We start from the raw sequence: 15,521 nt of genomic DNA, 5'->3' as shown, positions 1-15,521 counted from the left end.
TCATATATTATACAAATTTTAGACGGCCAGCTTCTATTGCAATATCTGCATCACTATGCGGATATTTAGTATTCTCAATAATTTGATAATCTTCATGGCCCTTACCAGCAAAAATAATCATATCCCCTGGTTCAGCAATCTCAATCGCATGACGTACTGCCTCAGCACGGTCTCCTATACATGCATAATTTTCATGTAGCATCCCTTTGGCAAGATCACCTGTAATACTATCGTAGTCTTCATAGCGTGGGTCATCTGTCGTTAAAATAACGTAATCCGCGGCTGATGCCTTTTCTGCCATTGCTGGACGTTTCGATTTATCACGATTGCCACCTGTACCGACTAGGAAAATAAGCTTGCCTTTTTTATATGGTTGAGCTGAAGAGATCGCCTTTTCTATTGCGTCAGGTGTATGTGCATAATCAATAAAAATCTGCACAGGTAAATCTGAGCAAACCTTCTCCATACGTCCCTTCACTGGTGGTAATTGCTCAATTTGCTCAATGATTGTTTCCATTGAATAGCCACGGCCATAAAAAGCAACCATAGCAGCAAGCACATTGTATATATTAAATTCCCCGAGTAAATGCATTTTCACATGGTATATTCCCTCTGGCATATCAACGTCAAAAGAAGTCATGAAATCATGATACTCACAGTTAATAGCTCGGAAATCAGCTGCTTCATTTTTTAAACCATATGTCCATACTGGAAATGGTGTCATCGCAGCATAGCGCTCTGACCAAGCATCATCAGCATTTAACACTACACATTTATTCTTTTCTAAGTCTTGTCCAAATTGAGAGAATAATAAGCCCTTCGCATGGCCATATTCCTCCATCGTTCCATGGAAATCAAGATGATCATGTGTAAGATTTGTAAAAATAGCTACATCATACTCTACGCCAGCTAGACGTCCAAGTGCTAAACCGTGTGAAGATACTTCCATAGTCATTAATCGGCAGCCTTCCATTTTTGCACGGAATATCATTTGTTGAGTCGATAATGCATCGCTTGTAGTATTTGCTGATTCATATAAAATACCATTTAAATTAAAGCCGATTGTTCCTGTTAGTGCAGATTTCTCACCCATACCATGCATTATATTTTGAATAATACCTGTTACAGATGTTTTTCCATTTGTCCCTGTTACGCCAATCATTGTCATATCTTTCGACGGATAGTCAAAAAACTTTGCAGCTAACAAGCCAACTGCTCGATCCGTATCTTTCACAATGACCTGTGCAATATTTTCTCCTAATGGTAATCTTCGTTCCGTCACAACAATTGTTGCGCCACCTTCAACAGCTTTTTGTGCATAGTCATGACCATCTACTGTATAACCTTTTATACAAACAAACATACTATTTGGTTGTACACTTCGTGAATCAATTACAATATCACTTACTTGGTCAGGTAGCACTCCAATTATTTTTTTCAAAGGTAATGCATTCAACAATTCCTCTGCATACATTTCATAGTCCTCCAATCAATCTCTACATTCATTTCATCATTTGTTGTTTATTCGACAAAAAATGACAAGATGAATACCCCCACATTCTATTGAATTTATTTTACTACTTATTCGCCCATAAAGAAAATGCTTGTAAGACGTTTTTTCGATGAAAACGCTATCATTTCAATATATCTTTAATATTTCACCGAAATTTGGCTCCTCACCATAACGTGGGGTTAATTTCCGTTCCGGCTAGGCGCTTTGTTGCTGACGCTTCGCTTTCGCACAGACAAAACCCGCTTCGCTGCAGGGTCTCGGGCCAACAGATGTTTTTTGCGCGAAAGCGAAGCGGCAGCAGCACCGATGTTGGTCACGAAGGATTATCACAGGACGTGATGGTTTTAGCCTTCGTTCCCCTATTGCTGGTCCCCAAGGAGTCGCCCAGCCTCCACTCAACTTATATAAATGGCATCTCCAATTTTTAATCTGAGAGCTCAAAATAACCTGACTTATCAAAAATCAACATTTATCGACAATCGTTATTGATTCATGTATGTTGGAAGTTATATTTGGAGAGCTTGGTTAATGTGACTACTAAAAAAAGTGAAGCGTCAAGGACCTTTAGCGATCCGACGCCTCATTTTTACTATTTCATAATAGTTCGCACAAGCTTAACCTTTTGTTTATATGGGGGAAAGAGAACATTCGTCTCTAACTTCGAAGATTTTTTTAAGATGGATTTGGGATGGGTAAAGTTTTCAAAGCTTGCCTTCCCGTGGTATGCTTTTACCCCTGATGACCCAACACCGCCAAATGGCAAATATAAATTCCCCACATGTGTAATCGTATCATTAATACATCCGCCACCAAATGGTAATTCCTCTAAAAAGTACTGGGTAGCTTTTTCATGCTCTGAGAAAAAATACGCCGCTAAAGGCTTTGGTAGCTGACGAATTTGGTGAATGGCCAGCGGTAAATCATCGTACATCATCACAGGTAAAATCGGACCAAATAGTTCATCCTGCATCGAAGGACTTGACCATTTCACATATCCAATAATTGTAGGCTCAATATACAAATCATCACGATCTGTTCTACCACCAAATGTAATAGCATCACGTTCTTCCACGATAATTTGCTGTAAGCGATCAAATTGTCTTAAATTCACAATACGGCCGTAGTCAGGGCTTTTTAATGCATTTTTACCATAGAAGGAACGAATCGTTGCTTTCAATATTTTCATAAATTGATCATAGACATCTTTATGGACAAGGACATAATCTGGTGCCACACAGGTTTGACCAGTATTTGTAAATTTACCCCAAGCGATTCTTTTCGCCGCTACTTCTAAATTGGCTGTTTGATCGACAATTGCGGGACTTTTCCCGCCAAGTTCGAGGGCAATTGGTGTTAATCGTTCTGCTGCTGCCTTTGCAACAACTTTTCCGACTGCCACACTCCCTGTAAAAAATATATAGTCAAAGGACGCATGAATAAGTGTTGACACTTCTTCTCTCTCTCCTTCCACAACACGCACGTATGAAGGATTAAATGTTTCTTCGATTATTTTTTTAACGATTGCTGCTGTATGCACAGATGTTTCTGATGGTTTTACAATAGCCGTATTACCACCAACAATTGCACCGATTAATGGCTCCATGACAAGTTGAAATGGATAATTGAATGGACCAATGATTAATGTTACGCCATATGGCTCTCTTACAATAAAGCTTTTTCCCATCTGGTATTGAATCGGAGTTCTTACAGCTTCAGGTTTCATCCATTCTTCAACATGCTTTACCATATAAGAAATACTATCTAAAACAATGCCAATTTCTGTTGCATATGCCTCAAACTCACTCTTTCGTAAATCTAAATAGAGAGCATTCAAAATTTCTTTTTCATATTTTAAAATCGTTTTCTTCAGTTTTAGTAACTGCTCTTTTCGAAATTTTGTACTCTTCGTTGCTCGAGAAAAATAAAATTGACGTTGCTCTGTAATCATATTTTCTACATCTTGCGTCGTAAAATTCATAATAAAAGCACCCCTTTTTTAAAATGGCATACATAGTTTTTTCATTTCGAAACAAACTATCTTTGTCTATACGATACAACATTGACAACCAAAATTCCTCTTTCTTAAACGAGGGGATGTGTAAAGAATAAGTTAGAGCTGTAGAAGGTTTTGTGATTTCGGGAAATTTACAACTACATATTGAAAAATTGAAATGGGGGCATAAATGAATGACAACAACAACAGGAACTTGGTGGGAATCTATTTTTTCTGGACCATTAGCGCACGGTGTTTGTGAAGAAAAATTATTGCTATTGCAAGATGAGGCTTTCTTATATCTCTCTACAACACCGATTGAGAAAAAAGAAGAACCTGAAGCTAATTAAAAATAGCGCATTATAGGAGGTTATTTCCTATAATGCGCTATTTTGTACTTCACCAAATAGGTATAAATTAGAAAAACTTAAAGAAGCATGTTAATCAACAGGCGTGGTTTTAAACAGACTCTAATACTCTTTTCACGATGGAAACCTCCCCTACAAAAAATTAAAAAAGGCTTCTCTGCCCGACCATCAAGTATAACGTAAGCAAAATAAATGACCACCATGGCCAAAAAGCCGATCGGGATTGATATTTTGCTCCATGTCCAATAATCGCTCGGCATCTCGCGCCACTTGTTTTCTTCCGAATGCAAGGCGATGCTGTGCATTCGTCGCTCGTACCGCAAACCGATTCCAAATAGTGCGAACAAAGCCATAAGCATGATCACGGATTGGAAAATCCACCCTTCCAACAAAGAACGATGAAGGATGGCGGTTAACCCGATGCCGCTGATCGCTAAAACAACTAAAGAGGGAAACATGAGAATTTTATTAAAATACATGGTGAACGTCATGGCTGAAGCGATTCGATGTACATTTCCGGTGCGATCCGATAACATTTTGGCCAGACCATTGGTTATCGTCGTACCAACCATGATGATTGCAGCCATGATATGGATATATTTAAACCAAACATATATACTCATTTTTCTTCACTCCTTACCGGCTCTTGCTCCCGCCATTTATGCTCAAGAAGTCGAGCTGCTTATGCATGCGGCGAGAAACTTCATCGACCTTAACGTGGTCGTTAAAAACAAATTGAATAAATTCAAACATAAATCACCCGTACAAAATAACAAGTTATCTGTTGCGTTAGATTTTCTTGTTTGGTCTTCATTTTAGCTTGAAAAAGATCGGCATCCTGCCAATTAGTTAAAATAACCTTGATTTCTTCAAGAGTAAATAAATAGTTTTTTAAGCGTGTAATCAATAATGCTGCTTCCAATTGTGGAATATCATCTGCTAACTGTTGTAATTTTAAGTATTCAGAGGCCTATGTATGTTTATCCAGATAACAATCGTTTTGTTCTGTTAACAGAATGAAGGCTGCTAATCGATTTTCTAAGGGATAATTATAACTTTTCGCATATTGTTCAGTTCAAGTGATTGCTTTTTCTCCAATAAATTTGCATAGCTGTTGTAAGAAATGTGCGTCTTGTAATAGGAGATGATGACAATCTTTAAGAGGGCGAGCTAAACAGATACAAGGTTCTATAGCTTCAATTCCTTTTGTTACGGATTCAACTCCAATTAATCCTAATTCTCCAATAAGCGAGGGAGCTTTTACAAAGTTAATTAAGGAATTTTTTCTATTCGGATGACTCATATATATTTTTGCTTTTCCGGAAATGAGGTAATAAAGATATGGTAATTCTTCTCCTTCGTTACAAATCAGTTCTCTTAAATAAATGAACTTCTGTATATGGAAAAATATCAAATGATAAAGAACGTTTAAAAGTTGAAGTGCTGTACATAATTGTAAATTTCATCTCGTTTTTTTTCGATTTTCATTTTTTCACCGATCATTTAGTATGAGATATCTCCTATTCTTTTTACAAGAAGAAGTGATACGATTTATTTGAGAACAAAAGAAAAAGCATATTTTTTTAGAGGAACGGGAGAGAAGCAACATGAAGAAATATCAAACATTACTATTTGATGTAGACGATACATTATTAGATTTTAAAGCAGCTGAGAGAACGGCGTTACATTTACTCTTTGAGGAACAAAAAATCCCTTTAACTGATGAAATTACAGCACGTTATAAAACAATAAATCAAGGCCTGTGGAAATCCTTTGAAGAAGGAAAAATAGACCGAGATGAGGTGGTGAATACTCGATTTTCAATTTTATTTGAGGAGTACGGCCAAGAAGTTGATGGATCTTTATTTGAACAGAATTATCGTCGTTATTTAGAAGAAGGGGATCAGCTTATTCTTGGAGCCTTTGAACTAATACAAGATCTCCAAAGCGAATATGATTTATATATTGTTACAAACGGTGTTTCCAAAACGCAAGATAAACGCCTGCGTAATTCGGGGTTACATTCATTCTTTAAGGATATTTTTGTTTCAGAAGACACGGGCTATCAAAAGCCAATGAAGGAATATTTCGATTATGTTTTTGCACGAATTTCTAATTTTTCTGTGGAGAAAGGATTAATTATTGGTGATTCCTTAAGTGCGGATATTAAAGGAGGACAGTTAGCAGGATTAGATACATGTTGGTTTAATTCTGTAAAGAAACCGAATCATACTGGAATTGTCCCTACTTATGAAATACAAAGTCTTAATGAGCTGTATCAAATTTTACGATAATTACTATCTTATTAGATTAAAACATGGCACTAGCTCTTTAAAGATGGAAGAGTGTCTTATGCAATAAGCCAAAGAAATAGAGGGAAATGTATTGGTTAAGGCACAACTGTTTTTATAGAATAGTGAAAACTCGCGTTATGTACGTGAGTTTTTTTCATATAAATGAATATAGGACTTATTGTAATTTTTGTGACAAAATTTACAATATAGAGGGAGAGGTTTGGGTGTTTTTATTTATACTGCTTTAGCAGCATGTACTTGTATATTAATTGGTTCATTAATTTTACAAAGACAATTTCTATATAAAAAATATGATGTTGTTTTGTCTGCAATAATGATTGGAAGGTGCCTGTCCAATAAAGAAACTTTTTAAATTGTTCGTTTATACTACACAAATCTCATTTCAAGATTAGCAGAAGGGCTAACACCATACTCCCCTTAACATTGCCCCAATTTTCAAACAATTTTATTATTCATAAACAAATTAAACAACCAGTCACCGGTTCAATACCGTCAACTGGCTGTAAAATAAGGTGTTTTTTTACTGTCTCAAAATGACACTCCGTGCCCTTTTTATGACTGAGACAGTATTCCTTTAACAAACGATGAGACACTGTACTTGTAGAACTCTTCCTCGGTGACGAGTTGGGACTGATATTGTTGGTGAATCAGCTTGCTCATCTGAAAGCCGTAGCATGTAGAGAGAAAAGACATAGCGGCAAGACGTGCATCCTGTCTGGCTATAATTTTTTTCTTCTGCAGGCGTTCAAAATATTCAACCAGCAAAGAGTGCAGCTTTACCGGCGGCTCAGCCAGCACCTTGTCTAATTCGGGAAGCATTCCTTTATCGCGGATACCAATCAAAATAATGTCCGCATTTTTATGGAAAAACAAGCGGTACTGCTGGCTTACGTTCAGCAGATCGATTTCCGGATTATCGGTCGCTTCCTCTTTTAACAGCTTCTCAAATTGTGGGATATCCGAATGTCTTTCAATGATGGCTTCCAGTATGCCTTGCTTGCTTCCAAAATGCCGGAAAATTGTAGATTCGTTGACTTTAGCTTCCGTTGCAATAGCTTTGGTGCTTACTCCTCGATAGCCCTTCTTTTTTATGAGCAGTGTCGCAGCTTCAATAATTCTGTCTGAAGTATGCATTGTATTACTCCCTTTGCATATGTTAAACCTATTATACTACAAGTTTTACATATGCAATAGGGATCGGGGTTCATCATTTTGATAAACGTTTATTTAAGGCAAATCGCTTCTTTTTTCCCAGCGGCTTGGTTCCATAATCTTGACATGATCAGGCACCAATTGCGTGAGTGTACCTAATTTATCGCTCTTCTCTTTCCGGCCCTGTGTATTCTCTTTGTAGCAGATTTACGCCAGCATTTCTCAGATGTCTTGGCGTCAACCCAAAATCAATAAGCGCAGCCGGGTTCGGAACCGGCGGCAGCAATTTTACCGCTGCAATCGGGCAAATTTCATTTTCATTGAATTGATGCGGCTGTCCAACAGCATGTTGCATCAATTCCTTAGCGGCAGCATGGCTTGCCGGCAAATGTTGAAGATAGCTGTCCATACTTTGTAGACTGTCAACAAATGTCCCCTGCTTTTTCATGATTGATGCAAAAGACACGACAAATTTCTCGTTAATGACAAGCCCAAACAGAGATTCCTGAGATGTCTTGGTGTGAAAGGTTACTAGCTTCATTTTGTAGCGCCTCCATCCATGTAGTGTGATGTTGTTCAGTTAATATCATATTGCATAGAGTGAATGCATGCAAGTACTCGCTTGTTTTTTTTATTCTCCATGCTCTATATTAAAGATATAGTCAGTATGACTAACCTCCAAAAACATATATGCAAAGGAGAATTGATATGAAGTATAGAAGTATTATCCAAAAACCTCGAGTTAAATTTTTTGAAGTCGCAGATGGCGTCTTTGCCGGTATTTCGCCGTATCGTGGCATCAGTTGGGCCAATGCTGGGTTTATCAACAAAGGTGAAGGCCTAGTATATGACACGTTCTTCGATTTATTCCATGCGCGAGAAATGCGAGATGCTTTTAAGGAAGTAAGCAATGGTGGCTCTCCCGCCTATGTGGTGAACTCGCACTATAACAGCGACCATGCTTGGGGGAACAAAGTGTTTGAAGAAGCTTGCATTATTATGCACAAGGAAGCGGCCAGAGAGCGCCTTACCGAAAATATCGCCTGGATGGATAGCGTAATCAGAAGAGGGAAGAATTCTTCGGAATCGACTCAAGGAGAGCGGTTTTTTGCAGCGGAATTTGAAGGATTCGACCTGGAAGGCGTAGAATGGATGCACCCGAATATTGAGATAAAGGACGATATCAACATACGTCTTGGCGATACTGAAGTTATGATTTACAATGTAGCTCCGGCCCACTCTGACAGTGACTTGCTGTTGTGGATGCCAAAAGAAAAAGTGCTGTTCGCCGGCGATGTCGTATTTAACGGTTGTACGGCATACAGTGAAGAGGGAACCCTCAACTGGATTAAAGTGCTTGATCGCATTATTGATGACATTAAACCCGAAATCGTTGTTCCAGGACATGGCGCCATCTGCGGCCTGGACTTCGTGAAGGAGCAGAGAGACTACCTCTTGAACCTAATCAGTGAATTCAACAAGCATTACAATGACGAGATTGATTCCTTGTCCCTGACCAAGCAAATCGATATTTCTCGCTTCCTTCATTGGATTCAGCCAGAACGTTTGTATGTTACGGTGGATATCCTCTTAAAAAGCAAACGGGGGTTGCCATCTCTTCCAAATTGGAACGAGGTCCCTGCAAAGTTGGAAGACATGAAAGCTTTTTTGTCCGAGAAATATGGCGATCGGATCAAGCCATGGGACCCTATGAGCGTGTGGCAAGAATAGCACATGCAAGCCGTTATGGCAGCTACAGAAGCTATTGGATTCGTACATCTCTTACCACAAATACAGGGAAGTATCTACTGTCTCACTGTCAAATATAATGTGTGATGGATAAATTAGATAAGGGGCCTGCCAACATTTTACGAAAAAATAGGCTTCTTTACTAAACAGTAAATTTTATAGAGACTTACTCGCTCTGTATGAATCGAAGCTGGGTAGCTCGTAAACCATGCTCATTTTTGGCTCAAAGACTAGCAAGTAGACCGCAAGTGGCTTGCTTGGAAGTACTCTTTAAGCTCAAGCATCTTATGAAAGTTTTTCTGAAGACTTTAAAGAGGCATATAAGGACTATCCAATATATAGATTATACAAGGAACTAATTCTCTAATTAGATATATCGGTATTATATAATGAACCGCTTCAGCAAAAGCACTGAAGCGGTTCCCTATTAATTAGAAAGATATATTGAACTTATTAGGTGGTGGAATTAAAAAGTCTACCACGACTCAACTAAATTCAAGTTTGAGAATGAACATTTTCACGCTTTTCCAAGATGGCTGCATAGTGCATTAAGAGTGCCTCAAGATTATTGAAAATCTCACTAAATACTTCAAGGAAATTTTCCAAATCAATAATAACGTTATTAAGCTTTCGCACGTTTTGCCCCCAGGAAAGCGCCTAGTCGGAACGGAAAACGTTATGGTGATGCGCTAACTTCATACTTAAATGGATCTTTCAGTTTACTAATACAATTTGCTGTAATTGTTTTAATTCTGCATCAAGTCGGTTGATAGCTTCTTCCTCAATAGCAAACTTTCCATCTTCAAGCCGAATAATTTGTTTATCAACAATATAGACAGAATGCGCAATAGTCGTAGCTCCTAATACAGCTAAAATTGGTTTTAATGCATACTCTAATGCGAGTAAATGTCCAATAGAGCCACCTACAGCAATTGGTAAGATGATCTTTCCATGTAATGCTTTTTGCGGTAGCAAATCTAAATAAGTTTTTATTATTCCTGAATATGAAGCTTTATAAATAGGCGTTAAAAGTATGATAATATCTGCTTTTTCAACTTGTATATTTTCTGAAATGATGGCCTCACTTGCAAAATTAGCCGTAATTAAGTCCTCGGCTGGCAGTTCATGTACATAATTTGTGTGTACCACTATTCCATGTGCTTTTAAGTAGTTTTCCACCTTATCATGAATAGCCGTCACGCGTGAATTTCTCGAATTACTACCATTAACAATAACTGCTTTCACCATATTTACCACTCCCCTATACATAGTTACTACAAAAAAATCCACGCCTCAAGTGCATCAGCATTAATGCCCTTAATATCATTTAAATATAGCTCGGCAATAAGCGTCGCATCAAAGCCAAGTTTTTCTCCTGTTTGAATAACCTATTTTACGTAATCAAATATTGCAGGCATATTCTCATTTTCTACATTACGTAACCATCCCCCAAAAATCGGTAGTTAAAATCCTAATCTCATATTCCCATCCTCCTCAAATTCAATAGAAATTCACGATATAAAGATAAAAAAGGCTTCTATATTTACGGTCGGAGAAAATCCGTTACGTAAAATAGAAGCCTCTAGATGTCTAGTCAACTCAATTTCAAAACCAAGTATTCTTATAGAATTAACATAACACAATAACCTACAAAGTCAATAGGCTTTTCTTCAACGACTCCTCAGTTTGACTGTCCTCATTGCGATGCTGAACACGATATTTCATTAGGCGAGATGTTATTATATGAGTAAATTAATGCTGTTTTTATTATTTATTGCTAGAAACGCATTTTATATGATTTGGTATTAGGTGTTGCATTATTAATTTCCGAAAAATTCGCTCCCAAAAAGTATCATATTGTTATTTTTAAAACACTCTCCTTTTTTTGGACTAATTATATTTGGCTTAACAGTATTGTTATGGGTACTTTTCACTTCATAAAATTAAAAGAAAAAACTACATTCCCCCAACGAGAAGGATAGCCTTCCTCTGAAGAATGTAGTTTTGAGACCTTTATTGGTGAATGGCTTTGTCAAAAACAGCTTTTGCACCATCCCCAATATGCTCTGATACTGTAGGATGTGGGAAAATCATATTTGCGAGAGTATGGGCATTGCCACCAGCATTTTTAGTAGCTAAAATAGCATTTAACATTTCCGTTGCCCCATCAGCAACAACACAAGCTCCTAAAATACGTCCTTCCTTTTTCGTCGCAATAAGCTTAATAAAGCCGACTGTATTTCCTTCCATTAATGCCTTAGGGTTTGTATGTAAAGGCATTTGAGTAACTGTAAAAGGTTCTTCCACCTGCTCTTCCAATAAACCAAATGTCGCAATTTCAGGATGTGTATAAACACAGCGAGGAATCGAAGTTTGATCAATCAGTGCCGGCTTATTTCCTAAAATATGGTCCACAGCATGAATTCCTTCTGCACTCGCTGAATGAGCTAGCTGGTAACCACCAACTAAGTCACCTATAGCATAAATGTGTGGCTGACTTGTTTCAAGATGCTCATTGACAGCAATCAATCGACCATCGAATGCTAATCCAAGCTGCTGGGCTATTTCTGTATTCGGGCGTCGACCCGTTGCAAACAAAAGATTTTCATATGTATAAATGCCTTTAGATGTATGAATTCCATTACCATTAAAATGCTCAAATTGGAAATCTGTCACAAGCTCAATATCAAGCTTTTTCATCTTTTCACGAATAAGTGGTCGTGCATCTGGCTCTTCTGTCTGTAAAATATCTTCACTATGATTTAGCACCGTCACCTTTGTTCCAAGTGGTGCTAAACTAAATGCCATCTCTACTGCAATAACGCCTCCACCAATAATTGTTAACTGCTTTGGCAGCTCTTTCATATCAAAAAATGTATCCGTTGTATAATAGGAAGACGTCTCTAAACCTTTAAAAGGGGGGACAAATGGTTTACTCCCGGTTGCTAAAATGATATCCGTTGCTGTAAAGGTCTCACTACCAACTGTTACAGTTAAATCATTAGAAACTTCCGCTTCTCCTCGATAAAAGGTAATTTGATTGCTCAAAATAAAGTCCTCAATATTCGTTAAAAGCTCGTCAATAATAGCATCCTTACGTTTCATTAATCGTGGAAAATTCACATTGACTGTAGAAGTTTCAATGCCCCAGTCATTACCACGTTGTATTTCTTGAATGAGCTTACTATGTTCCAACAATATTTTCGAAGGAATACAGCCGACATTATAGCAGACCCCTCCTACTTTATCGCGCTCTACTAAAGCGACCTTCTTGCCACTTTTTGCTGCATGAATGGCTGCTACATAGCCCCCAGGACCTGCGCCAATAATTGCAATATCAAATTTTCCCACAAAATTCACCTCATTTACCACCATAGCATTTACAAAATTTGAATGCAATGCCATAAATGTTACAGGAAATTCAGTAACATTTTTTCTACCCCAACGTCAACCCACCTTCACAGAGGGGGAATCCATAAAGATAACAGCTAAACTCACATATGTAGGGCAAGCACAAAATGTAACCATTTACCACGGAGGCTCCCCATTTTTATTTAATTTGCAGGAAACGACCCGAAATTTTGAAATACCTAGTGCAATGGATACTCCATTAATTACACGTATTCTTGAACGAAATGCTCCCTACGAAGAGGTCTACACGAGCGGTGGCGGTTACAACGAATTTTCAGAACCTAAACTCGTTGAATTTATGAAACAAACAATGAATGGTCATTTTCCAAAAGGACATTATATCGTAAAAGGGAGCGCTGATTTTTACACAGTGGGCCCTAATGAACAAAAATGGAGTACAAACCATCAGCAACAATTGAATTTAACGTACAATAAGCAAAAATATTCTCTCATTATTCTTAATAGAACAATGAGAGAATTTCATTATAAGTATTGTCATCACGGTATTCCATCTGCTTCTCGCAGGGATTCCCTTTGCTTCCGCGGATATTCTCCCTGCTTCCGCGAGTATTCCCTAAACCCGCGAGCAAAATAATGTAAGTTAATAAATATTCCGTTCCCAAAAGCGTTGTTGAGCAATTGCTTTTACAAATTTCTTAGCGAAATCTTTGTCGCCAGTTGCCAACACAATGCCTGGTCCTACATTGGCATTGGACATATTAAAAAATGTCGTTCCAGATGTAGCTATACCTATCGGTTTGTAATGTCTATACGCTTCATTGATATAATTTACAATATGCGAATTAAACTTTGCCTGATTTTTTGCTTTTACGCCTACAACATATAACGAATCAAATAGTACTGCATCCGTAGTAATAAATGTGTCACTTGCTGTTAACTGTACACCATCACTACTAGTAACAACCCCTAATCTGTCGGAAATAATACTGTATCGAACACCCTGTCTTGTTAAATATTTCAGTATTTCTCCAACTTCATTTGCATCAAATCCATCACCAATTAGCACGCCTACTTTAAGTGTTTGTGGCATTTTTATAGTATTAGCTTGACTAAGTGCAGGTGATGATAATGTGACATTTATTTGCTCACCTTTTGGACGATTAACACCAACATTATCGGCCACAGTCGTTGCCATTGCTGTATCAACACGGACAAACATATCGACAACCTGTTGGCGAACGGACTTACTTTTCACCTTCCCTACCTCAAAACTGAAGGCATCAATAATATGCTGTTTTTCAGGGGGTGACATACTATTCCAAAACAGCCTTGCCTGTGAGAAATGATCATCAAACGATTTACTACGTGCTCGTGTGATACGTCCTTCAACCTTTTCCTCATAATGGACAAAGCCACCTTCCCTTGCCGTTGATGTTGATGGTGTATTATTGGCCAAGGAATTTTTATGATAACTCACTTTTCCTATATTAATGGTTTGACGACTAAAGCCATTGCGCTGATTGTTATGAATTGGACAAACAGGTCGGTTAATCGGTATTTCAGAAAAGTTTGGTCCCCCTAGACGTATTAGCTGTGTATCTAAATAAGAAAATAGCCGCCCCTGCAAAAGTGGATCATTTGTAAAATCTATGCCTGGTACAACATTTCCAGGGTGGAAGGCGACTTGCTCTGTTTCAGCGAAAACATTATCCACATTACGATTTAAGGTCATTTTCCCAATCTTTTTAACTGGCACTATCTCTTCAGGCCACAGCTTTGTTGCATCCAAAATATCAAAATCAAATTTAAATTCGTCCTCTGGCTCAAGCATTTGTACACCAAGCTCATATTCTGGATAATCACCTATCTCAATGGATTCCCATAAATCACGTCGCTGAAAATCTGGATCCTTTCCAGCAATAATTTGTGCTTCATCCCAAATGAGTGAATGAACCCCTAACACAGGCTTCCAATGAAATTTTACAAACCTCGATTTTCCTTTATCATTGACGAAACGAAAAGCATGAACACCAAAGCCTTCCATCATTCGAAAACTTCTAGGTATTGCACGATCAGACATATGCCACATAATCATATGCGCGATTTCCTGATTGTTCGCCACAAAATCCCAAAACGTATCGTGCGCTGAGGCTGCTTGTGGCATTTCATTATGAGGTTCAGGCTTTACCGCATGAATTAAATCAGGAAACTTAATGGCATCTTGAATAAAAAAGACAGGTATATTATTACCAACTAAATCATAATTTCCTTCGTCCGTGTAAAATTTCGTCGCAAAGCCACGAACATCACGTGCAGTATCCATCGATCCTAAGCTTCCAACTACGGTTGAAAATCTGACAAATACAGGTGTTTTCTTATTAGGGTCCTGTAAAAATTTCGCTTTAGTATATTCCCCCATCGATTCATACAGCTCAAATTCTCCATGTGCGGCAAAGCCCCTCGCATGTACAACACGCTCCGGAATACGTTCATGATCAAAATGCGTTATTTTCTCTCGAAAGTGAAAATCCTCCATAATGGTTGGCCCACGAACTCCAGCTTTCAACGAATTCTCATCATTCGAAACTTTTAGCCCCTGATTCGTCGTCATCTTTTTTCCTTCATTATCGACACGAAACGGCTCTAGCTGCTGATCCTTCGCATTCTCGTCTAAATTTTTGCGCTGATTCGACTTAGATTTATCCACGCAATCCCCTTTCATTCCAATACTCATAATTCTCAATATACACTATATGTTTTTATGGAATAAACATGCTTCAAGGCATTGCTATAGAAAAACATTCTCAATGGATTAAAGGTTATTCTAAAAATCATTTTTTATAGTAAATAAAAAGAAAGTACATTGAACAGATTGATCAAAATACTTCCTCTTTCGGTAATTTAGAATACAGTTTTTATAAATAAGTTTGGTTATTTTTTTGGGTATCTCTTGTTCAACTTAAGCACCTTGTTAGCTTATTTAGAATAAAAATGCAATATTTGCTTGAGATAATTTAATCTTTTACGAACAAAATAAACATTAAAAAGAAGGTTCAAAA

General features: G+C 37.8%; 12 protein-coding genes and 2 pseudogenes. 3 read left to right on the top strand and 11 right to left on the bottom strand.

From position 1 onward, the window contains the following. Positions 1-7: 7 nt before the first annotated feature. Both ACQKOF_RS11650 and ACQKOF_RS11645 read right to left on the bottom strand, forming a co-directional pair. Positions 8-1,474, bottom strand: coding sequence for a UDP-N-acetylmuramoyl-L-alanyl-D-glutamate--2,6-diaminopimelate ligase (locus ACQKOF_RS11650; protein ID WP_427556937.1), 1,467 nt, complete (start codon positions 1,472-1,474; stop codon positions 8-10). Between the two features lie 628 nt (positions 1,475-2,102). Beyond that, a complete protein-coding gene (locus ACQKOF_RS11645) occupies positions 2,103-3,491 on the bottom strand; it encodes an aldehyde dehydrogenase (RefSeq protein WP_427556934.1) in 1,389 nt (462 codons plus the stop codon). Between the two features lie 209 nt (positions 3,492-3,700). Between ACQKOF_RS11645 and ACQKOF_RS11640 the strand changes: the two genes are divergently transcribed. Beyond that, positions 3,701-3,856, top strand: coding sequence for a hypothetical protein (locus ACQKOF_RS11640; protein ID WP_427556932.1), 156 nt, complete (start codon positions 3,701-3,703; stop codon positions 3,854-3,856). A gap of 77 nt (positions 3,857-3,933) precedes the next feature. Here ACQKOF_RS11640 and ACQKOF_RS11635 read toward each other — a convergent pair whose 3' ends face one another. Beyond that, positions 3,934-4,497 carry a DUF2269 family protein gene (locus ACQKOF_RS11635; RefSeq protein ID WP_427556929.1) on the bottom strand — a complete coding sequence of 188 codons (564 nt, stop codon included), beginning with the start codon at positions 4,495-4,497 and terminating at the stop codon, positions 3,934-3,936. A gap of 350 nt (positions 4,498-4,847) precedes the next feature. Next, positions 4,848-5,362 (bottom strand): annotated as a pseudogene (gene yeiL / locus ACQKOF_RS11630) (transcriptional regulator YeiL); the annotation flags it as partial. A gap of 119 nt (positions 5,363-5,481) precedes the next feature. Between yeiL and ACQKOF_RS11625 the strand changes: the two are divergent. Further along, a complete protein-coding gene (locus ACQKOF_RS11625) occupies positions 5,482-6,168 on the top strand; it encodes a YjjG family noncanonical pyrimidine nucleotidase (RefSeq protein ID WP_427556926.1) in 687 nt (228 codons plus the stop codon). 573 nt (positions 6,169-6,741) lie between these two features. On the opposite strand, the gene ACQKOF_RS11620 is transcribed toward ACQKOF_RS11625, so the two are convergent. Next, the gene (locus ACQKOF_RS11620) at positions 6,742-7,323 is read right to left on the bottom strand and encodes a TetR/AcrR family transcriptional regulator (protein ID WP_427556923.1); all 582 of its coding nucleotides are present in this window, start codon (positions 7,321-7,323) and stop codon (positions 6,742-6,744) included. A gap of 178 nt (positions 7,324-7,501) precedes the next feature. Further along, on the bottom strand, positions 7,502-7,882 hold the full coding sequence (locus tag ACQKOF_RS11615; RefSeq protein WP_427556920.1) for a hypothetical protein: 381 nt from the start codon (positions 7,880-7,882) through the stop codon (positions 7,502-7,504). A 167-nt stretch (positions 7,883-8,049) separates the two neighbouring features. On the opposite strand from ACQKOF_RS11615, the gene ACQKOF_RS11610 reads away from it, so the two are divergent. Further along, positions 8,050-9,072, top strand: a complete 1,023-nt coding sequence (locus ACQKOF_RS11610) for an MBL fold metallo-hydrolase (protein ID WP_427556917.1) — start codon at positions 8,050-8,052, stop codon at positions 9,070-9,072. Positions 9,073-9,585: 513 nt separating this feature from the next. Here ACQKOF_RS11610 and ACQKOF_RS11605 read toward each other — a convergent pair. The 5 genes and pseudogenes from ACQKOF_RS11605 to ACQKOF_RS11585 all read right to left on the bottom strand — a co-directional run bounded on the left by ACQKOF_RS11605 (position 9,586) and on the right by ACQKOF_RS11585 (position 15,184). Next, positions 9,586-9,726, bottom strand: a complete 141-nt coding sequence (locus tag ACQKOF_RS11605) for a hypothetical protein (RefSeq protein ID WP_427556914.1) — start codon at positions 9,724-9,726, stop codon at positions 9,586-9,588. A 78-nt stretch (positions 9,727-9,804) separates the two neighbouring features. Then, positions 9,805-10,338 (bottom strand): NADPH-dependent FMN reductase, encoded by a 534-nt coding sequence (gene ssuE / locus ACQKOF_RS11600; RefSeq protein ID WP_427556911.1) that lies wholly within the window; start codon positions 10,336-10,338, stop codon positions 9,805-9,807. Between the two features lie 38 nt (positions 10,339-10,376). After that, positions 10,377-10,547 (bottom strand): annotated as a pseudogene (locus ACQKOF_RS11595) (LLM class flavin-dependent oxidoreductase); the annotation flags it as partial. Positions 10,548-11,103: 556 nt separating this feature from the next. After that, positions 11,104-12,441: a dihydrolipoyl dehydrogenase gene (gene lpdA, locus ACQKOF_RS11590; protein ID WP_427556908.1), complete on the bottom strand. Its 1,338-nt coding sequence runs from the start codon at positions 12,439-12,441 to the stop codon at positions 11,104-11,106. A 661-nt stretch (positions 12,442-13,102) separates the two neighbouring features. After that, positions 13,103-15,184: a catalase gene (locus ACQKOF_RS11585; RefSeq protein WP_427556905.1), complete on the bottom strand. Its 2,082-nt coding sequence runs from the start codon at positions 15,182-15,184 to the stop codon at positions 13,103-13,105. Positions 15,185-15,521 lie beyond the last annotated feature (337 nt).

This window comes from Lysinibacillus sp. NPDC093190 (assembly GCF_050280425.1).
Lineage (GTDB): Bacteria > Bacillota > Bacilli > Bacillales_A > Planococcaceae > Lysinibacillus.
The sequence above is the reverse complement of the archived record's forward strand: the minus strand, read 5'-3'. Positions and strand labels throughout refer to the sequence as shown.

Coding starts and splice junctions, on each gene's coding strand:
- ACQKOF_RS11650 (WP_427556937.1), bottom strand. CDS start 1,474: ATGTATGCAGAGGAATTGTTGAATGCATTACCTTTGAAAAAAATAATT.
- ACQKOF_RS11645 (WP_427556934.1), bottom strand. CDS start 3,491: ATGAATTTTACGACGCAAGATGTAGAAAATATGATTACAGAGCAACGT.
- ACQKOF_RS11640 (WP_427556932.1), top strand. CDS start 3,701: ATGACAACAACAACAGGAACTTGGTGGGAATCTATTTTTTCTGGACCA.
- ACQKOF_RS11635 (WP_427556929.1), bottom strand. CDS start 4,497: ATGAGTATATATGTTTGGTTTAAATATATCCATATCATGGCTGCAATC.
- ACQKOF_RS11625 (WP_427556926.1), top strand. CDS start 5,482: ATGAAGAAATATCAAACATTACTATTTGATGTAGACGATACATTATTA.
- ACQKOF_RS11620 (WP_427556923.1), bottom strand. CDS start 7,323: ATGCATACTTCAGACAGAATTATTGAAGCTGCGACACTGCTCATAAAA.
- ACQKOF_RS11615 (WP_427556920.1), bottom strand. CDS start 7,882: ATGAAGCTAGTAACCTTTCACACCAAGACATCTCAGGAATCTCTGTTT.
- ACQKOF_RS11610 (WP_427556917.1), top strand. CDS start 8,050: ATGAAGTATAGAAGTATTATCCAAAAACCTCGAGTTAAATTTTTTGAA.
- ssuE (WP_427556911.1), bottom strand. CDS start 10,338: ATGGTGAAAGCAGTTATTGTTAATGGTAGTAATTCGAGAAATTCACGC.
- ACQKOF_RS11585 (WP_427556905.1), bottom strand. CDS start 15,184: ATGAAAGGGGATTGCGTGGATAAATCTAAGTCGAATCAGCGCAAAAAT.